This is a genomic window from Janthinobacterium fluminis, assembly GCF_028595325.1.
GTDB classification, from domain to species: Bacteria; Pseudomonadota; Gammaproteobacteria; order Burkholderiales; family Burkholderiaceae_D; genus Janthinobacterium; species Janthinobacterium fluminis.
The window spans coordinates 251,407-269,949 of sequence record NZ_JAQQXR010000001.1 but is presented as its reverse complement, the minus strand read 5'-3'; the positions used below and the strand labels follow the sequence as shown (position 1 = coordinate 269,949).

Below are 18,543 nucleotides of genomic sequence, written 5' to 3'. Positions count from 1 at the left end.
GACTTTTGATAGGTAAGCAACCTTGACGGCAGCCCATATCTGGATTGTCAGCCCGGCCTCGGCCGCCGCCAACAACGGCAACTGGCAGACAGCCAGCCGCTGGGCGCGCTTTTTGCGCGGACGCTACCGCGTCACGCTGGCGCAGCAGTGGCCGCCCGAGGGGCCGCCCGGCCCGGCGCCGGCGCTGCTGATCGCGCTGCACGCGCGCCGCTCGGCGGCCTCGCTGGCCGCCTTCGCCGCCGCCCACCCGCAACGCCCCACCCTGCTGCTCCTGACCGGCACCGACCTGTATCGCGACATGCACACGGATGGCGCGGCGCAAGCCTCGCTGCGCCGCGCCGGCGCGCTGGCGCTGCTGCAGCCGGCCGGCCTGGCCGAGCTGGCGCCGGCGCTGCGCGCCAAGGCCCACGTGATCTACCAGTCGGCGCCGGCGCTGCGCCCCGCCGCGGGCGCGCGGCGTTACTTCGACGTCTGCATGGTCGGCCACCTGCGCGCCGAAAAAGACCCGGCCACCTTCATGCGCGCGGCCGCGCTGCTCGACGGCGCCGGCGTGCGCCTGCTGCACATCGGCGCCGCCCTCGATCCGGCGCTGGGCGCGCTGGCGGCCGCCACGCAGGCGGCCACGCCGCGCTACCGCTGGCTGGGGCCGCTCGGCCACGCGGCCACGCGCCAGCGCCTCAAACGCTGCCGCCTGATGGCGCTCAGCTCGCACATGGAAGGCGGCGCCAACGTCATCATCGAAGCCGTCACCAGCGGCGTGCCCGTGCTGGCCAGCGACATCGGCGGCAACCGCGGCATGCTGGGCGAGGACTACGCCGGCTACTTCCCGGCCGGCGACGCCGCCGCGCTGGCCGCGCTGATCGCCCGCGCCGCCGCCGACGCCGCCTTTTACGCGCGGCTGCGCGCCCAGTGCGCGGCGCGCGCGCCGCTGTTCACGCCGGCGGCCGAGCAGACAGCCTTGCTGCAGTTGGTGGATAATCTGCTGCGGCGGGAATTTCCCCCTTACACAACCACATGGACCCCACAATGAGCACACCAGCAGAGCAGCCGATCAAACTCACCTCGTTTTCCCACGGCGGCGGCTGCGGCTGCAAAATCGCGCCGGGCGTGCTGGCCGAAATCCTGAAAAACACCAACGGCTTCCCGGTGCCGAAGGAGCTGATGGTCGGCATCGAAACGGCCGACGACGCCGCCGTCTACAAGCTCAACGACGAACAGGCGCTGATCGCCACCACCGACTTCTTCATGCCCATCGTCGACGACCCCTTCGACTTCGGCCGCATCGCCGCCACCAACGCCATCTCCGACGTCTACGCGATGGGCGGCACGCCCATCATGGCGCTGGCCCTGGTCGGCATGCCGATCAACAAACTGCCGCTCGACACCATCGGCCAGATCATCAAGGGCGGCGAAGCCATCTGCGCCGAGGCCGGCATCCCGATCGCCGGCGGCCACACCATCGACTCGGTCGAACCCATCTACGGCCTGGTCGTGCTCGGCCTGGTGCACCCGTCCAAGGTCAAGCGCAACGCCGACGCCAGGGCCGGCGACGTGCTCATCCTGGGCAAACCGCTGGGCGTGGGCGTGCTGTCGGCGGCGCTGAAAAAGAATGTCCTGGGCGAAGACGGCTACGCGGCGATGATCGCCAACACCACCAAACTGAACAAGCCGGGCAAGGCCCTCTCGGACATGCCCGGCGTGCACGCGCTGACCGACGTCACCGGCTTCGGCCTGCTGGGCCACCTGCTGGAACTGGCCCGCGGCGCCGGCCTGACGGCGCAGCTGAACATGGCGCAGATCCCGCTGCTGCCGGGCGTCGAACAACTGGCGCACGACGGCTACTTCACCGGCGCCTCGGGGCGCAACTGGGACGCCTACGGCAAGGACGTGACGCTGTCGCCGAGCATCAGCCAGGCGCAGCACATGCTGCTGACGGACCCGCAAACCTCGGGCGGCCTGCTGGTGTCGTGCGATGCCGGCAGCGTCGACGCCGTGCTGGCGCTGTTCGCGCGCGAAGGCTTCGACGGCGCCGCGGTGATTGGCGAAATGGTGGCCGGCGCGGCGCGCGTCCAGGTCGCCGCCTAAGCGCCACCCCTGGGGTCAGGTCTAGACATGGCGGTTTACCCTTGCCCAAGGGGAAAAACCGCCATGTCTAGACCTGACCCCAGCAGTGATTGCAACACTTGCGGGGGATTTTTCTTGACAGCCGCCGCCGCCTTCCTTTACATTGGGTCCATGTCTTCCTTTGCCCATCTCTCTCCTTCCCTGCTGTCGCTAAGCACGCGACTACTAGCAAGCGCTTAAGCCGTTTGCCGTATTGCTTCGCCTGGCTGCGCCGGCGCGTTTCAAAACCCCCAGGAAGGTTGTTTAGATGTTGCTCCCCGCCCCATACGTCTTGTTCTGCCGCCGCGCGCCTTGCTCCGCCTGCCTGCACGCGCCCGCTTCGCCAGCCCTAGTTCTACCGATCGGTTGCCTGGCCTAGTGTGACGTGGCCGCCCGGCAGCCCTGCGCCACATCGTCGTTCCATCCGGTTTTCCCCTTTCGTTTTCCAGGAGTCCCCCATGATGTTGCAGAACCCAGCTTCCAAGTACCGCGCCTTCCCGCAAGTGAAATTGACCGACCGCCAGTGGCCCGATAACGCGATCACCAAGCCGCCTATCTGGATGAGCACCGATTTGCGCGACGGTAACCAGGCGCTGATCGAGCCGATGAGCGCCGAGAAGAAGCTGCGTTTCTTCGAGATGCTGGTGCAGATCGGCTTGAAGGAGATCGAGGTGGGCTTCCCGTCCGCGTCGCAGACGGATTTCGATTTCGTCCGCAAGCTCGTCGAGGAAAACCGCATCCCCGACGATGTCACGATCATCGTGCTGACGCAGTCGCGCGACGAGTTGATACGCCGCACCGTCGCCTCGGCCGCCGGCGCCAGGCGCGCCATCGTCCACCTGTATAACTCGGTGGCGCCGGTGTTCCGCAAGGTGGTGTTCGGCATGTCGCGCGAGGAGATCACGCAGATCGCCACCAGCGGCACCACCCTCGTCAAGCAGTTGGTCGCCCAGCACCCGGAGACGGAGTGGGGCTTCGAGTACACGCCGGAGTCGTTCTCGACGACGGAGCTGGATTTCTCCAAGCATATCTGCGACGCCGTCAGCGCCATCTGGAAGCCGACGCCGCACAATAAGATGATCGTCAACCTGCCCTCGACGGTCGAGTGCAGCACGCCCAACGTCTACGCCGACCAGATCGAGTGGATGTCGCGCAAGTTGGCGCGGCGCGATTCGCTGATCATCAGCGTGCATCCGCACAATGACCGCGGCACGGCCGTCGCCTCGGCCGAGCTGGCCGTGATGGCCGGCGCCGACCGCGTCGAGGGCTGCCTGTTCGGCAACGGCGAGCGCACCGGCAATGTCGACCTGGTCACGCTGGCGATGAATTTGTACACCCAGGGCGTCCACCCCGGCCTGGATTTCTCCGACATCGACTCGGTGCGCAAGTGCGTCGAGGAATGCAACCAGTTGCCGGTCCACCCGCGCCACCCCTATGCGGGCGACCTCGTCTTCACGGCCTTTTCCGGTTCGCACCAGGACGCCATCAAGAAGGGCTTCGCCCAGCAACAGCCGGGCGCGCTGTGGGAAGTGCCGTACTTGCCGATCGACCCGGCCGACATGGGCCGCAGCTACGACGCGGTGATCCGCGTCAACAGCCAGTCCGGCAAGGGCGGCATGGCGTATCTGCTGGAGCAGGAATATGGCCTGGTGTTGCCGCGCCGCCTGCAGATCGAGTTCAGCCGCGCCGTCCAGGCCGTCGCCGACGCCAGCGGCCGCGAGATCGCCGCCACGGAAATCCATGACATCTTCAGCCGCGAGTATTTCGAGCAGACCTCGCCCTACTCCTACGGCGCGCACCGGATGGTCGAGGACAGCAGCAGCGACGAGCCGGTGCAGATCGACATCACGCTGGCGCACCGCCAGTCGACGCTGGCCCTGCAGGGCGGCGGCAACGGCCCGATCGACGCCTTCGTCAACGCCCTCGGCCTCGACGTCAAGCTGATGGACTACCACGAGCACGCGATCGGCCACGGCGCCAACGCCCAGGCCGCCTGCTACGTCGAGCTGCGCCTGGACAACGGCCCTACCCTGTTCGGCGCGGCCATCGACAGCAACATCGTCACCGCCTCGTTCAAGGCCGTGCTCAGCGCCGTCAACCGCCAGTTGAACAGCAAGGCGGCGGCCGGCGCGCCGGCGGCCAGCGTCGCCGCCTAAGCGGCGCGGCGATTAGTCGGGCGCGACGTCGATGCGGTTGCGCCCGTCCGCCTTGGCCCGGTACAAGGCCGCGTCGGCGCGCAGCAGCGCGGCGTCGACGCCGTCGCCGGCGCGCAGCCCGGCCACGCCGATGCTGACCTGGACGGCGATGCGCCGCGCGCCGTCCGGCAAAGGCTTGCGCGCCAGGCGCGCCTGCAGGCGCAGCCCGAAGGCGCGCGCCTGCTGCGCATCGGCGCCCGGCAGGATGACGGCGAATTCCTCGCCGCCGATGCGGCCGGCCGCGTCGACCTTGCGCAGTTCCAGCCGCAGCATGGCGGCAAAATGCTTGAGCGCCAGGTCGCCGGCGGCGTGGCCGTAGCGGTCGTTGATGTCCTTGAAGTGGTCCAGATCCATCATCAGCACGGCGGCGCGCTCCCCCTTGTCGCGGCCGAGGCGGGCCAGGTGTTCGTCCATGCGCTGCATGAAATGGCGGCGGTTCGGCAGCCCGGTCAGGAAATCCACCGTCGCCAGTTGCTGCAACTGCCGCTCGATGCCCTTGCGCTCGGTGATGTCGCTGATGAAGCCGTGCCACAGCGTGGCGCCGCCGGCGAGGCGGCGCGGCTGGGCGTCGCCCTGGCGCCAGCGCACCCCCTGCCCCGGCAGCACGACGCGGTATTCGCATTGCCAGCGGCTCAGCGCGGCGGCCGAGGCGGCCAGCGAGGCCCGGTAGGCGTCCAGGTCGTCCGGATGAATCAAGGCGTCGACGGCGGCGGCGCTGTCGCGCACCTGCTGCGGCGCCAGCCCGTAGATGGCGCGGATGCCGGCGCTGGCGTGCGGAAAGCTGGCGCGCCCGTCCACTTCCTGCAGGTATTGGTAGACCATGCCGGGCATGTCGTCGGTCAGGTTGGTCAGCAGCTCGGCGCTGCGGCGCAGTTGCTCGGCCAGCGCCATCTGCGTCGAGATGTCGTGGGAAATGCCGGTCATGCGCAGCGGCCGGCCGGCGCCGTCGCGGCTGACCACCTTGCCGCGGCTGACGATCCACTTGTAACTGCCGTCCTTGCAGCGGATGCGGTACTGCGCCTCGTACATCTCGGTGCGGCCGTCGAAGTGCGCGGCGATGCGCGCCTGCACCATGGCCAGGTCGTCCGGGTGCACGCGCGCGTAGCTGTCCTCGATGCGGCTCATGGTGTCATCCTCGGCGTAACCGAGCATGCGCTTCCAGGCGCGCGAATAGCGGATCTCGCCGCTGTCGACGTGGCGGTCCCAGACGCCGGTGCCGCTGCCCTCGATGGCCAGCGCCAGCTCCGCCTCGCTGCTGGCGCCGCCCAGGGCGGCCGACGCCAGGGCGTCGCGCGGAGTCGGAAAGCTGGTCACGGTTGCCCTCGTGCTGTGGGTGAATGAAAAATGCCGCCTTCGCAAATGATAGCAGGGATAGCCGCGCGCCAGCGGCTATCTCAGCGCGCCAGGCGGATGCCGCTGAACTGCCAGCGCGCGCCCGCCGGGAAGAAGTTGCGGTAACTGGCGCGCGCGTGCCCGGCCGGGGTGGCGCACGAAGAGCCGCGCAGCACGTATTGATTGAGCATGAATTTACCGTTGTATTCGCCCAAGGCGCCGGACGCCGCCCGGTAGCCCGGGTAGGCGGCGTAGCTGCTGCTGGTCCATTGCCAGCAGTGGCCGAACAGTTGCGTCAGGCCCTTGCCCGCGGCGGCGGCCGGGTGCAGCCCGCCGGCCGCGACGGCGACGCCGCGCGCCGCGCATTCCCACTCGGCCTCGGTGGGCAGGCGCGCGCCGGCCCAGTGGGCGTAGGCGTCGGCCTCGAACAGCGACAGGTGGACGGCCGGCAGTTGCGCCGCCAGCGGCTGCGGGCCGTACAGCGTGAATTCCTGCCAGCCGCCCCGGCCGTCGCGGCGCCAGTAGAGCGGGCAGTCCAGCCCCTGCGCGCGCACCCAGTCCCAGCCCTCGGCCAGCCACAGCGCGGGGTTGCGGTAGCCGCCGGCCTCGATGAAGGCCAGGTATTCGCCGTTCGTCACCAGCCGCGTGGACAGCTGGAACGGCGCGATGAACTGGGTGTGGCGCGGCAGTTCGTTGTCGAAGCAAAAACCGGCGCCGTCGTGGCCGACTTCGCCCAGGCCGCCGGCGAAGCGCAGCCAGGACTGCGGCGCGGCCGGCGCGGCGGCGCTGGACGGCGCGTCGAAATAGGCCGGCAGCAGGGCGTTCTGCGCCAGCAGGTGCTTGACGTCGGTGAGCATCAGCTCCTGGTGCTGCTGCTCGTGCTGCAAACCCAGTTCCAGCAACGCCGCCAGCTCGGCGTCGGCGCCCGCCGCCAGCAGGCCGGCGATGCGGGCGTCGACGGCGGCGCGGTAGGCGCGCACCTGCGCCATGCCCGGCCGCGTCAGCAGGCCGCGCTGGGCGCGCGGGTGCTTGTCGCCGATGCCGTTGTAATAGGAGTTGAACAGCACGCGGAAGGCCGGGTGGAAAGGCGCGAAGTGGCGTTCCAGCCGCTCCAGGATGAAGGTTTCGAAGAACCAGGTGGTGTGCGCCAGATGCCATTTGACGGGGCTGGCGTCGCTCATCGACTGGGCGCCGCAATCCTCGTCCGTCAGCGGTTCGGCCAGTTTCAGCGAGCGCTGCCGCACGCTGTCGTAGCGCGCCTGCGGGCTGGCGCCGGGGTCGTCTCTGGACATGGTCAGTGGCGGATCGCGCGGGCGTGGATGACGGCGAACCATTGCGCCGGGTCGGTCCAGGTGCGCGCGGCCGAGAAGCCGGCCTGTCCCAGCAGGCCGACGAAGCCCTCGCGCGTGTATTTGTAGCTGTCCTCGGTGTGGATGCGCTCGCCGCAGGCGAAGCGCCGCGCCCCGGCCGGCCAGCGCACCTCCACGTCGGTGCGCGCCTCCAGGTGCATTTCGACGCGCTGCGCGGCGGCGTCGTAGAAGCCGCGGTGGCGCCACTGGCGCACGTCGAAGTCGGCGCCGATCAGCTGGTTCAGGTGGCGCAGCAGGTTCAGGTTGAAGGCCGCCGTCACGCCCAGCGCGTCGTCGTAGGCGGCGTCCAGGGTGGCGCTGTCCTTGACCAGGTCGATGCCGATCAGCAGCGCGCCGTCGTCGCAGACGTTGGCGCGCAGGCGGCGCAGGAAGGCGATGGCCTGCTCCGGCGCGAAGTTGCCGATCGACGAGCCGGGGTAAAAGAACAACCGCTGGTCGGCGCGCACGGTGCCGGGCAGTTCCAGCCGGCTGGAAAAGTCCAGCCCGAGGCCGCTCATTTCGATGTGCGGGAAGCGCTGCTGCAGGCGGCCCAGCGATTCGCGCAGGAAATCGTAGCAGATGTCGACGGCCACGTACTGGGCCGGGTGCAGCAGCGGGAACAGGCTGGCCGCCTTCGCGCAGTTGCCCGCGCCCAGGTCGATCAGGGTGGCGCCGGCGCCGACGGCGCGGGCGATCTCGGCGCCGTACTGGGCGAGGATGGCCGCCTCGGTGCGGGTCGGATAGTACTCGGGCAATTCGCAAATCGCCTCGAACAGCCTGGAGCCGAGGGCGTCGTACAGGTACTTGGGCGAGGTGGCCGCGCGCGGCGCCAGCAGGCCGGCGCTGATTTCGGCGATAATGGCGGCGCCGGCCCGCGCGGCGCGGCTGGGCGGAATGGGCGCATCGGACACTTGTTTGGCTTCGGACATAGGCTTGGCTGACAGTGTGGTGTGGATGGCCGCATCCCTGCATCAATGGCGCGGAGTCGCTGCTGCTGATGACATGTTTGTTATCATAGCCGAATATCGCACGGTTGCGGCGCGCGGGCGGAACGGCCCGCCGGGCCGCGTCCCTTTCATAGCCCGGCCGCAACGCGCCGCATTGCCAACATCAAGCCAAGGTGACTCTCATGAGCATATTTTCCCCGGTTAAGTCCTTGCTGTCGGCCGCCCTGGCCGCCAGCGTCCTGCTCGGCGCCGCGCAGGCGCAGACCGTGTTGCGCGTCTCGGCCATTCCGGACGAGGCGCCGACCGAGCTGCAGCGCAAGTTCAAGCCGCTGGGCGAGTACCTGGAGAGGAAGGTCGGCATGCGGGTCGAGTTCACCCCCGTCACCGACTACGCCGCCTCGGTCGAGGCGCTGATCAACCGCAAGGTCGACATGGTCTGGTTCGGCGGCTTCACCTTCGTGCAGGCCAAGGAGCGCAGCAAGAACCAGATCACGCCGCTGGTGCAGCGCGCCGAGGACGAGAAGTTCAAGTCCGTCTTCATCACCACCAGCAAGGACATCAACAAGCTCGACGACCTGCGCGGCAAGACCCTGTCGTTCGGCTCGGAGTCGTCGACGTCCGGCCACCTGATGCCGCGCGCCTACCTGCTGGCGGCGAAGATCGACCCGGACGCCGACTTGAAGCGCATCGCCTTCTCCGGCGCGCACGACGCGACGGTGGCGGCGGTGGCCGGCGGCAAGGTCGACGCCGGCGCGCTGAACATCTCCGTGTGGGAAAAACTGGTCGCCGAGAAGAAGGTCAACCCCGCCGTCGTGCGGGTGTTCTACACGACGCCCGGCTATTACGATTACAACTGGAGCGTGCGCTCGGACATGCCCGCCGAGCTGCGCAAGAAAATCAGCGACGCCTTCCTGGCGCTGGACCCGTCCCGGCCGGAAGACAAGGTGATCCTCGACTTGCAGCGGGCCAGCAAGTTCATCCCGACCAAGGCCGAGAATTACGCCACCATCGAAGCGGCCGCGCACAACGCCGGCTTGCTGAAGAAGTAAGGGACGCCGACCGGCATGACGACGTATAGCCTGGAGCAGTTGACGGTGCGCCACCCCGGCGCCGGCCGCCGCGCGGCACTGCACGACATCAGCCTGGTCGTGGCGCAGGGCGAGCACGTGGCGCTGATCGGCCCCTCGGGCGCCGGCAAGACGACGCTGCTGGCGACGCTGGCCTGCGCGCAGCGGCCCGACAGCGGCCGCTTCACGGCCTTCGGCGTCGACCCCTGGGCCCTGCCGGAGGCGCAGCGCCACCGGCTGCGCGCGCGCGCCTTCCTGGCGCCGCAGACGCCGCCGCTGCCGCCGCGCCAGCGCGTCGTCACGGCCGTGCTGGCGGCGCGGCTGCCGCACTGGAGCTTGTGGCGGGCGCTGCGCTCGCTGTTCAAGCCGCTGGAGCCGGAGGCGGCCTGGCAGGCGCTGGCGCGCTTCCAGCTCGGCGACAAGCTGTACGCGCGCGTCGACCGCCTGTCCGGCGGCGAGCGCCAGCGTTGCGGGCTGGCGCGCCTGCTGCTGTCGGATGCGCAGGCGCTGCTGGTCGACGAGCCGCTGTCGGCGCTCGACCCGACCCTGGCGCAACTGACGCTGGCGACCCTGCGCCAGGAGGCGACGGCGCGCGGCGCGACCCTGATTTGCAGCCTGCACCAGGTGGACATGGCGCGCGCCCACTTTGCCCGCCTGGTCGGGCTGAAGGATGGCCGCATCGTCTTCGATCTGCCGCGCGAGGCCGTCAGCGAGGCCATGCTCGCCGCGCTGTACCAGAACGAGGTGGACGGGGCGGCCGGCGCCGCGCCGCATGCGGCGCCGGCGCGCCTGGCCGCCGGCGCCTGCTTTTAGCGGGCAGCCCCTGGCCATCGCCCCATCTGCCCGCATGAAGCAAGCATCCCCACCGTCCGGCGCCACGCGCCACCCCGACCCCGCCTGGCGCGGCCGCGTCGGCCTGGCCGCGCTCGCCGCGCTGCTGCTGTGGCCCATGCTGGTCGTCAGCGAATTCCAGCCGTCCATCCTGTTCGACCGCCGTAGCCTGGCCGCGACGGGGCAATTCCTCGCCGGCTTCATGCCGCCGGCCCACTCCGCCGACTTCCTGCGCATGCTGCTGCGCGAAACCTGGCACACCGTGGCCATCGCCAGCGCCGGCCTGACGCTGGCCCTGCTGGGCGCGATCCCGGCCACGCTGCTGGTGACGGAGCGGCTGTCGATATCGCGCCTGGGCAGCGGACGCATGCGCCCGCTGTCGGCCGCCGTGCGCCTATGCGTGCGCTGGTTGCTGGTGCTGCTGCGCAGCGTGCCCGAACTGGTGTGGGCGCTGCTGTTCGTGCGCATCGTCGGCCTGGGCCCGACGGCCGGCGTGCTGGCCATCGCGCTGACCTATTGCGGCATGCTGGGCAAGGTGTACGCGGAAATCCTCGAATCGTCCGAGGCGCAGGCCAGCGAGACGCTGCTGAGGAACGGCAGCGGGCGCCTGGCCGCGCTCTTATATGGCGCCCTGCCCGAGTCCGCCTCGGAACTGGTGTCGTACACGGTCTACCGCTGGGAGTGCGCGATCCGCGGCTCCGTCGTCATGGGTTTCGTCGGCGCCGGCGGCCTGGGCCAGCGCATGGACGAGTCGATGAAGATGCTGGCCGGCGGCGAGGTGGCCTCGATGCTGCTGGTGTTCGTGCTGCTGGTGGCCGGCGCCGACGCCGTCTCGAAGATGCTCAGAAAGCGCCTCGGATGAAGCGCGGCATCTTGCCGGCCGCGCCGCCGCGTCCCTGGTCGAGCGCCGTCCTGCTGCTGGCGCTGGCGGCGCTGGCGGCGGCCAGCTTCGCCTCGCTGCCGCTGCAATGGACGGCCCTGTTCAGCGCCGCGGCGCTGGCCAGCGGCGGCGAATTTTTCGCCGGCTTCGCGCCGCCGGAGCTGGCCCTGCCCTTCGTCCGCAAAACCGCCTGGGCCGCCGCCGAAACGCTGTCGATGTCGGCGCTGGGCACGCTGCTGGCCGTGGCCGCCGCGCTGCCGCTGGCGCTGCCGGCGGCGGGCCGCTTCGGCGCCGCCGCGCGCGGCGCCATGCGCACCCTGCTCAACGTGCTGCGCGCGGTCCCGGAACTGGTGTGGGCCTCGATCCTGCTGATCGCCGCCGGCCTCGGGCCGTTCGGCGGCACGCTGGCGCTGGCCCTGCACACGGCCGGCGTGCTGGGGCGGCTGTTCGCCGACGCGCTGGAAAACGCCGCGCCGCTGCCCGAGCACAGCCTGCGCGCCAACGGCGCCGCGCCGACGGCCGCCTTCCTGTACGCCACGCTGCCGCAGACGCTGCCGCAGATGCTGTCCTATACGCTGTACCGCTGGGAAAACAATATCCGCGCCGCCGCCATTCTCGGCGTCGTCGGCGCCGGCGGCCTCGGCCAGATGTTGAAGTACCACTTGTCGCTTTTTCAAATGCAGAAGGCCGCCACGGTCATCCTCGCGATGCTACTGCTGGTTGCCCTGGTCGACGCCCTCAGCTTCGCCCTGCGCCGCGCGCTGACGCGCTAACTCACCATCGATCCCGCCCATGCTTGAATTACGTCACCTGTCCAAATCCTACGCCAGCGGCCATCCGGTGCTGGCCAAGCTGTCGCACCGCTTCCGCGCCGGCGAGTTCGTCGCCATCATGGGCGAGTCCGGCGTCGGCAAGTCGACGCTGCTGAACCTGATCGCCGGCCTCGACGCCCCCGACCCCGGCGCGGAGGCCAGCCCCATCCTGATCGAAGGCGTCGCCATGTCCGGCCTCGACGACGACGCCGCCACGCGGCTGCGGCGCGCCCGCATGGGTTTCATCTTCCAGGCCTTCCACGTGCTGCCGCACCTGACGCTGCGGCAAAACGTCGCCCTGCCGCTGCTGCTTAACGGCCTGCCGCAGGAGCGCGCCGGCGCCATGCTGGCAGCCGTCGGCCTGGGCGGCCGCGGCGAGGATTTTCCGCGCCAGTTGTCGGGCGGCGAGATGCAGCGCGTCGCCATCGCCCGCGCCCTCGTGCACCGGCCGGCGCTGGTGCTGGCCGACGAACCCACCGGCAACCTCGATCCGGACACGGCGCACGAGATCCTCTGCCTGCTGCGCGCCGAAATCAAGGCCAACGGCAGTTGCGCCATCATGGTCACCCACTCCCACGCGGCGGCCGCGATGGCCGACCACACCTTGGTATTAACAAAGGAGGGACTACAAAAAACAACATTAGTCAATCGTGTTGCGCAAACTATCAGTTAATTTTTATTACAATGCGCCACAACAATTCGTTACGTAGTATTATTGAAACATCCTTGCTTCGTTATCAATAGTGCATCGAACGCGCGCCATGCAACAAGCAATATTGCCTGGCAAACAAGCACCGGGGGCAGCCACCCCTTCTTTTTCCCTTAACCTTAGGAGGAGTAAATGAACGTACGGCAAAAGAAGCTGGAAATGATAGAAGCCATGAACCGCGCACGCGCACTCGAACCATCGAGTTTCGTGCCGAACAAGTTGCTCGACACCCTCATCGAGAAAATGAACTTGAAAAACGACGCCGAACTGTGTCGTGTTCTGGAAGTTCAGCCGCCTATCATCAGCAAAATCCGGCACCGGAAACTTTCCGTCGGCGCCACGATTTTATTGCGCATGCATGAGAAATCCGATCTCAGCATACGCGAATTAAAGGAATTGTCGACCGCATCCATGCACTGACAGCCCAGCTGATCACTGCCATGCCAGGCGTCGGCATCACGGTCCACGGCGCCAAAACAACGCGCTTGACCCTGCCAGACTAGTTATCGCAACACCTTAGACGGACAGCCCAAACAACGCTGCACGTTCTCCCCTCCCGGCCACCGCGCCGCCCGCCGTAACCAGCCCTCGCTGTACCCAGACCAGGTAATGCTTCTTATTTGCATTTAGCCGCAATCCCCTTGCATTTGCACGCCGTCTTGATGCCGCTCAAGATGGCCCGGCGTCGCCGGGCCAAGGTAGTGAAGTCGCCACTTCCGCCGCCCGGCCTGCGCCGCCATGGATGCCTCGAACCCGGCCGGGCCGTCCGCCCCGCCCCCCTCAGCGGCCGCCGCGCCGCTGCTGCTGACGCTCACGCGCGACCCCCACGCCAGCGTCGACGACAGCCACATCGCCCCCGAATGGCGCAGCGACACCTATGTGCTGTCGGGCGCGCGCGGCCTGGGCAGCGAGGAGGTCACGGTGGCCGTCGGCGCGGCCGACGTCGTCGAGCTGATCCTCAACGACGGCACGCGCCTGCTGGCCGCCGGCGACGACCTGCCGCGCTACCTCGGCCCGCCCGCCGACGCCGGCGGCGCCGGCCCGGCCCGCCTGACGGTCGGCCTGGCGCTGCGCCCCAGCGGCCCGCACCTGCCGGCCGGCGGCCGCCGCGGCGGCCTCGGCGCGTGGACGCTGAAGGCGCTGCGCATCTACCGCAGCGGCGCCGGCGGCATGACGGCGCTGGCCGCCGCCGGCGCCTTCCAGGACCGCCAGCTGGAGCACCGCCTCGGCCTGTACCGCTGCGCCACCGAGCGCTGGGAGCTGACGCCGGTGAGCGCGCTGACGCCGGCCCGCGAACCGCTGCTGCTGCTCTTGCACGGCACGGCCTCGTCGACCGAGGCGACCTTCGGCGGCCTGTGGGCGGCCGGCCTGGCGGCGCAACTGGGCGCGCTGTACGGCAACCGCATCTATGCTTTCGAGCACCGCACGCTGACCGACAGCCCGATCGCCAACGCGCTGGAACTGGTGCACCAGTTGCCGCAGGGCGCGGTGCTGCACCTGCTCAGCCATTCGCGCGGCGGCCTGGTCGGCGAGCTGCTGGCGCGCGCCCAGCGCAGCGACAGCCGCGGCGCCGTCGACCTGACCGGCGACGGCGTCGAGCGCCTCAGCGAGAACACGGTCGGCGGCGAACCGTTCAACCAGCACGATATCGACCATTTCACGGCCCAGGCGACGCTGACGGGGCGCCCCGGCCACGAGGCGGACGCGGCGCGCCTGGCCGAGCTGAACCTGGAGTTGAAGCGGCGCGCCATCCGCGTCGAGCGCTTCGTCCGCGTCGCCTGCCCGGCGCGCGGCACGACGCTGGTGTCGGGCCGGCTGGACCGCTGGGCCAGCGTGATGTTCAACCTGCTCGGCGGCAGCCTGCGCGCCGCCAGCCTGGCGCAGCCGGCGCTGGCGCCGCTGGCCGAGGCGCTCGACGTCGGCAGCTCCTTTCTGCTGGCCCTGGTGCAGCAGCGCTGCGACGCGCGCGTGCTGCCCGGCATCGAGGCGATGATGCCGGACGCGCCCCTGGTGGCGCTGCTGAACGCGCCCGACGTGCGCGTCAACAGCCCCCTGCACGTCGTCGCCGGCGACTTCAGCGGCGACGGCCTGTTGAAGTGGCTGGCCGACAGCGCCGCCGAGATTTTCTATGGCGGCCAGAGCGACCTGATCGTCAACACGGCCTCGATGACGGGCGGCGCCGCGCGCCAGCAGGCGGTGCGGCAAGCCTTCCTCAGCGGCCCGCGCGTGCACCACCTGAACTATTTCGAGCGGCCCGCCTCGGCCGCCGCCGTGCTGCAGGCGCTGGGCGGCGACGACAGCGCCTTCCAGAGCTTGCCGGCGCCCGAGCACGGCCTGATCGCCCGCGGCGGCGAGGCGCCGAAGCGGCGCGACGGCGCGCCCATCGTGCTGCTGCTGCCCGGCATCATGGGCAGCCACCTGCAGGTGGGCGCCAGCCGCGTCTGGTTCGACCCCGTCAACCTGGTCGAGGGCCAGATCGAGCGCCTGGCCGTCGGCCAGCCCAACATCGGCAGCGCCGGCTGGGTCGAGCCCTACTACGAGCAGTTCGCCCAGTTCCTCGCGCTGAGCCAGGAGGTGCGCCCCTTCACCTACGACTGGCGGCTGTCGCTGCGCGCCGCCAGCGCCGCCTTCCTGCCCGTGCTGGACGCGGCGCTGGCCGACGCCGAGAAACGCGGCCAGCCGCTGCGCATCGTCGGCCATTCGATGGGCGGGCTGGTGGCGCGGCTGGCGCTCAAGGAGCGCTGGCCGCGCTTCGCCGCCATCCCCGGCAGCCGCCTGCTGCAGGTGGGCACGCCGAACCGCGGCTCGCACGCGATGGCGGCCGTGCTGCTGGGGCGCGACGAGCTGGTGCAGATGCTGGGCAGCTGGATAGGCTGGCGCCACCCGCTGCGCCAATTCCTCGGCTTCGTGCGGGCCTTTCCCGGCGTGCTGGAGATGCTGCCGTGGCCGCCCGAGGCGGGCGCCTGCGGCGACGGCAACGACTACTTCGACGCCGCCACCTGGCAAGCCTGGGCCGAGGCCGACGCCGGCGCCGCCCTGCCGGACGGCTGGCAGGCGCCGCAGGCGCAGGCGCTGGAGCAGGCCCGCGCCACCGTCGCGCTGCTGGCCGAGGCGCCGCTGGACCCGCAGCACTGCAGCTACCTGGCCGGCTGCGCCGAGACGGCGCTGGCGCTGCGCCTGCGCGACGCCAGCATCGAAATCGCCTACGGCTTCGAGGGCGACGGCCGGGTCGCCTGGGACGGCGCCGTGCCGCCCGGCGTGCGGGCCTGGCATGTGGCGGCCGCGCACGGCGATTTGCTGCTGAAGAAGGACGCCTACCCGGCCTACCAGCAATTGCTGGAAACGGGCCACACGCTGCTGTTGCCGGACACGCCGCCGACGCTGCTGGGCGGCGGCGGCGCGGCGCAGTTCCGCGCCCGCCTAGGCGGCGCCGCGCCGCTCTACCCGACGGCGCAGGAGGTGCTGGCGGCGGCCATCGGCGGCGCCCGGCCGGCGCTGGCCCAGCCGGCGCCGCCCGAGCGCGTCAAGCTCGACATCATCCACGGCAGCATGGCCACGGCCGACGTCCCCGTGCTCACCGGCAGCTACGCCTACGAGTCGCTGCGCGGCAGCATGTCCTTCCTCGACCGCCTGCTGGACGGCCGCCTGCGGCAAATCTACGCGCTGGGGCGCTTCCCGCAAACCCCCGACGAAGCCGTCGTCGTGCTGCAACAGGAGCGCGCGCGCCGGCCCGGCGGCGCCATCGTCATCGGCCTGGGCGCGCTGGGCGAGCTGACGCCGGGCGAGCTGACGCGCGCCTTCGCCGGCGGCCTGGTCGAGTACGCGTGCGCGAAGGAGCAGTTGCAGCAGGCCCAGCACAACGCCGGCCCCTGCCCGCCGCAGACGGATGCGGGCGGCGACGCCGACGCCGCCGAGCCGGGCCTGCGCGTGGCCAGCCTGCTGTCGGGCTCCGGCTACGGCGGCCTCAGCATCGCCCTGTGCATCCGCTCGCTGGTCGACGGCCTGCGCGCCGCCAACCGCCGCCTCGAAGACGCCGGCCTGCGCAGCCGCATCCGCCACATCAGCGTCTACGAGCAGTCGGAGGCGCGCGCCATCGCCGCCGCCGGCGCCCTCGAACACATCATGTGCGAGGCGCGCTACCAGAGCGCGCTGGCCTTCGACGGCCGCATCAAGCACAGCCCCGGCGGCTACCGGCGCGTGCTGCCGGCGCTGTCGGGCGACAACGGCTGGCGCCGCGTCCACATCGTCGCCGCCGACACCTCGGGCGCGCTGCGCTTCACGCTGGTGACGGACCGCGCCCACAACAGCGTCGACGAGGAGCCCAACCAGCGCCAGGCCGTCGACGGCCTGATCCTCGACGCCACCGACAACACCACCGACCAGCCGGGCCTGTCGCGCGCCCTGTACGAGCTGATGCTGCCCAACAGCCTGAAGGCGGCGATTCCCGAAATGCGCGGCCTGATCCTGGCCGTCGACCAGAGCGCGGCCATCTACCCGTGGGAGCTGATGCGCGACGAGGCCGACAGCGAGGAAAGCCCGCTGGCCACGCGCATCGGCATGGTGCGCCAGCTGGCCACGCCGCGCGAGCGCCCGCGCGGCCTGAGCCCGCAGTCGAACAGCGTGCTGGTGGTCGGCGACACGGATTCCGGCATGAACGAACTGGCCGCCGCCCAGGCCGAGGCGCAGGAGGTCGCGCGCCTGTTCAGCAGCAACGGCTACAGCGTCGTCGACCTGTACCGGCCCAAGGCGCAGCAAGTGCTGGTGCACCTGTTCGACGAAAAATACTTCGCCATCCACCTGGCCGGCCACGGCGAGGTGGAAGGCCCCGGCACGCCGCTCACCGGCCTGGTGCTGGGGCCGAAGACGCGCCTGACGGCGGCCCAGATCAGCAAGCTCAAACGCGTGCCGCAATTCGTCTTCATCAACTGCTGCCACCTCGGCGACATGCGCCCGGACGCGGCCGCGCCGTGGTCCAAGCTGGCCGCCAACCTGGCCACGGCCTTCATCGAAATGGGCTCGAAGGCCGTCATCGCGGCCGGCTGGCGCATCGACGACCAGGCCGCCAGCGTCTTCGCGCGCAGCTTCTACCAGGGCATGATGAGCGGCGAATACTTCGGCGACGCCGTGCGGCTGGCGCGCGAGGCGACCTTCCTGCGCTACCCGGCCTCGAACACCTGGGGCGCCTACCAGGCCTACGGCGACGACCACTACCGCTTCCCCAACACGGAAACGAAGCAGTGGCGCGCCCCCGACTACCGCTACCACGGCCAGTTGCTGGCCGACCTGGAGACGCTGCACGCGCGCATCGCCGGCGGCGACGCGGCGCGGCGCCAGTCCATCCAGGACCGCCTGCAAAGCATCGAGGAGGCGGCGCGCATGCGCTTTTTCGGCGACGCCGACATCCGCGAAAAGATGGCGGCGATCCGCGCCGACCTGGCGGGGCTGGACAACACGCTGCGCGCCATCGAGCACTACCGCGCCGCGCAGAGCGCCGGCGACGGCATGCTGACCATGCACGCGCTCGAACACCTGGCCCAGCTCGAAGTGGCGCAGGGCGCGGCGCTGCTGGGCGTGGCCGTCGGCGACGGCGTGGAACGGCCGGCGGCGCCGGCGCCGGCCGCCGGCGAGGCGCTGATGCAAAGCGGCCGCCAGCGCCTGGAACTGCTGATCGAGCTGGCGCCGACGGCGCAGCGGCTGGCGCTGCTGGGGCGCTACTGGAAGCTGCGGGCGCGCCTGGCGCGGCTGCGCGGCCAGGCGCCGGAGGCGGCGCTGCTGGCGATGACGGCGGCCTACCGGCGCGCGCTGCGCGAGTCGGAGCTGCGCAGCGGCGCGGGCGACTACGAGGTCGTCTTCAACGCGCTGGTCGGCGCGCTGCTGCTGAAGGCGGCCGGCAACGAGGACGCCTGGCGCGAATTGCGGCCCGGCCTGGCCCGGCTGCTGCAGGGGGCGCTGGCCAACGCGCACCAGCGCTACGCCGAGGAGCGCAAGGCGGCCGACATCTGCGTCGAAGTCGAGAGCGCGCTGATCGCCGCGCTGTGGGCCAGCTACGAGGGGCCGCCGGACGGCCCCGTGTTCGACGCCGCCGAGCGGCAAAAAGTGGTGGCGCTGTACCTCGACGCGCTACGCCGCTACGGCTCGATCGGCGAACCGGAGGCGCTGGCGGTGCAGGTGCAGTTCATGCTGGAGATGCTGCCGCCGCAGGCCGCCGAGGGCAGCATCGAGGCGCGCCTGCGGACGGCCTTGCTGGCCTTCGTGGCGCAGCTGCCGCTGCCGTAACGGCGCCAAGGCGGCGGGGCCGGCGGCGTCGCCGCGGCCCCC

At 70.5% G+C, this 18,543-nt stretch carries 13 protein-coding genes; 10 read left to right on the top strand and 3 right to left on the bottom strand.

The genetic code is table 11. The annotated features are described in order from the left end of the window. Positions 1–22: 22 nt before the first annotated feature. From senB to leuA, 3 genes are all read left to right on the top strand, one after another. Positions 23–1,030, top strand: a complete 1,008-nt coding sequence (gene senB, locus OIK44_RS01240; protein ID WP_273668834.1) for a selenoneine biosynthesis selenosugar synthase SenB — start codon at positions 23–25, stop codon at positions 1,028–1,030. Continuing rightward, complete coding sequence (gene selD, locus OIK44_RS01235) at positions 1,027–2,085, top strand: selenide, water dikinase SelD (RefSeq protein WP_273668833.1); 1,059 nt, start codon at positions 1,027–1,029, stop codon at positions 2,083–2,085. Before senB ends, selD begins: the two co-directional genes overlap by 4 nt. A 476-nt stretch (positions 2,086–2,561) precedes the next feature. Beyond that, positions 2,562–4,259 (top strand): 2-isopropylmalate synthase, encoded by a 1,698-nt coding sequence (leuA, locus tag OIK44_RS01230; protein WP_273668832.1) that lies wholly within the window; start codon positions 2,562–2,564, stop codon positions 4,257–4,259. A 12-nt stretch (positions 4,260–4,271) separates the two neighbouring features. On the opposite strand, the gene OIK44_RS01225 is transcribed toward leuA, so the two are convergent. From OIK44_RS01225 to egtD, 3 genes are all read right to left on the bottom strand, one after another. Then, complete coding sequence (locus OIK44_RS01225; protein ID WP_273668831.1) at positions 4,272–5,612, bottom strand: sensor domain-containing diguanylate cyclase; 1,341 nt, start codon at positions 5,610–5,612, stop codon at positions 4,272–4,274. Between the two features lie 80 nt (positions 5,613–5,692). After that, positions 5,693–6,922 (bottom strand): ergothioneine biosynthesis protein EgtB, encoded by a 1,230-nt coding sequence (egtB, locus tag OIK44_RS01220; protein ID WP_273668830.1) that lies wholly within the window; start codon positions 6,920–6,922, stop codon positions 5,693–5,695. A gap of 2 nt (positions 6,923–6,924) precedes the next feature. After that, positions 6,925–7,908, bottom strand: coding sequence for an L-histidine N(alpha)-methyltransferase (gene egtD, locus OIK44_RS01215; RefSeq protein WP_420213801.1), 984 nt, complete (start codon positions 7,906–7,908; stop codon positions 6,925–6,927). A 200-nt stretch (positions 7,909–8,108) separates the two neighbouring features. On the opposite strand from egtD, the gene OIK44_RS01210 reads away from it, so the two are divergent. From OIK44_RS01210 to OIK44_RS01180, 7 genes are all read left to right on the top strand, one after another. After that, positions 8,109–8,975, top strand: a complete 867-nt coding sequence (locus tag OIK44_RS01210; protein ID WP_273668829.1) for a putative selenate ABC transporter substrate-binding protein — start codon at positions 8,109–8,111, stop codon at positions 8,973–8,975. Positions 8,976–8,990: 15 nt separating this feature from the next. Further along, positions 8,991–9,806 carry a phosphonate ABC transporter ATP-binding protein gene (locus OIK44_RS01205; RefSeq protein WP_273668828.1) on the top strand — a complete coding sequence of 272 codons (816 nt, stop codon included), beginning with the start codon at positions 8,991–8,993 and terminating at the stop codon, positions 9,804–9,806. A 34-nt stretch (positions 9,807–9,840) separates the two neighbouring features. Further along, a complete protein-coding gene (locus OIK44_RS01200) occupies positions 9,841–10,686 on the top strand; it encodes a PhnE/PtxC family ABC transporter permease (protein ID WP_273668827.1) in 846 nt (281 codons plus the stop codon). Beyond that, positions 10,683–11,477: a phosphonate ABC transporter, permease protein PhnE gene (gene phnE / locus OIK44_RS01195; protein ID WP_273668826.1), complete on the top strand. Its 795-nt coding sequence runs from the start codon at positions 10,683–10,685 to the stop codon at positions 11,475–11,477. Before OIK44_RS01200 ends, phnE begins: the two co-directional genes overlap by 4 nt. A gap of 19 nt (positions 11,478–11,496) precedes the next feature. Next, on the top strand, positions 11,497–12,189 hold the full coding sequence (locus tag OIK44_RS01190; RefSeq protein WP_273668825.1) for an ABC transporter ATP-binding protein: 693 nt from the start codon (positions 11,497–11,499) through the stop codon (positions 12,187–12,189). 168 nt (positions 12,190–12,357) lie between these two features. Beyond that, a complete protein-coding gene (locus OIK44_RS01185) occupies positions 12,358–12,645 on the top strand; it encodes a hypothetical protein (RefSeq protein WP_273668824.1) in 288 nt (95 codons plus the stop codon). Positions 12,646–12,963: 318 nt separating this feature from the next. Then, the gene (locus tag OIK44_RS01180) at positions 12,964–18,501 is read left to right on the top strand and encodes a CHAT domain-containing protein (RefSeq protein WP_273668823.1); all 5,538 of its coding nucleotides are present in this window, start codon (positions 12,964–12,966) and stop codon (positions 18,499–18,501) included. The last annotated feature ends 42 nt before the right edge of the window (positions 18,502–18,543 follow it).

Bases quoted from the DNA above. Each gene is read 5' to 3' on its own strand.
- selD (WP_273668833.1), top strand. From the start codon at position 1,027: ATGAGCACACCAGCAGAGCAGCCGATCAAACTCACCTCGTTTTCCCAC.
- OIK44_RS01185 (WP_273668824.1), top strand. From the start codon at position 12,358: ATGAACGTACGGCAAAAGAAGCTGGAAATGATAGAAGCCATGAACCGC.
- phnE (WP_273668826.1), top strand. From the start codon at position 10,683: ATGAAGCGCGGCATCTTGCCGGCCGCGCCGCCGCGTCCCTGGTCGAGC.
- egtD (WP_420213801.1), bottom strand. From the start codon at position 7,908: ATGTCCGAAGCCAAACAAGTGTCCGATGCGCCCATTCCGCCCAGCCGC.
- OIK44_RS01200 (WP_273668827.1), top strand. From the start codon at position 9,841: ATGAAGCAAGCATCCCCACCGTCCGGCGCCACGCGCCACCCCGACCCC.
- OIK44_RS01205 (WP_273668828.1), top strand. From the start codon at position 8,991: ATGACGACGTATAGCCTGGAGCAGTTGACGGTGCGCCACCCCGGCGCC.
- OIK44_RS01210 (WP_273668829.1), top strand. From the start codon at position 8,109: ATGAGCATATTTTCCCCGGTTAAGTCCTTGCTGTCGGCCGCCCTGGCC.
- egtB (WP_273668830.1), bottom strand. From the start codon at position 6,922: ATGTCCAGAGACGACCCCGGCGCCAGCCCGCAGGCGCGCTACGACAGC.
- OIK44_RS01180 (WP_273668823.1), top strand. From the start codon at position 12,964: ATGGATGCCTCGAACCCGGCCGGGCCGTCCGCCCCGCCCCCCTCAGCG.
- OIK44_RS01190 (WP_273668825.1), top strand. From the start codon at position 11,497: ATGCTTGAATTACGTCACCTGTCCAAATCCTACGCCAGCGGCCATCCG.
- leuA (WP_273668832.1), top strand. From the start codon at position 2,562: ATGATGTTGCAGAACCCAGCTTCCAAGTACCGCGCCTTCCCGCAAGTG.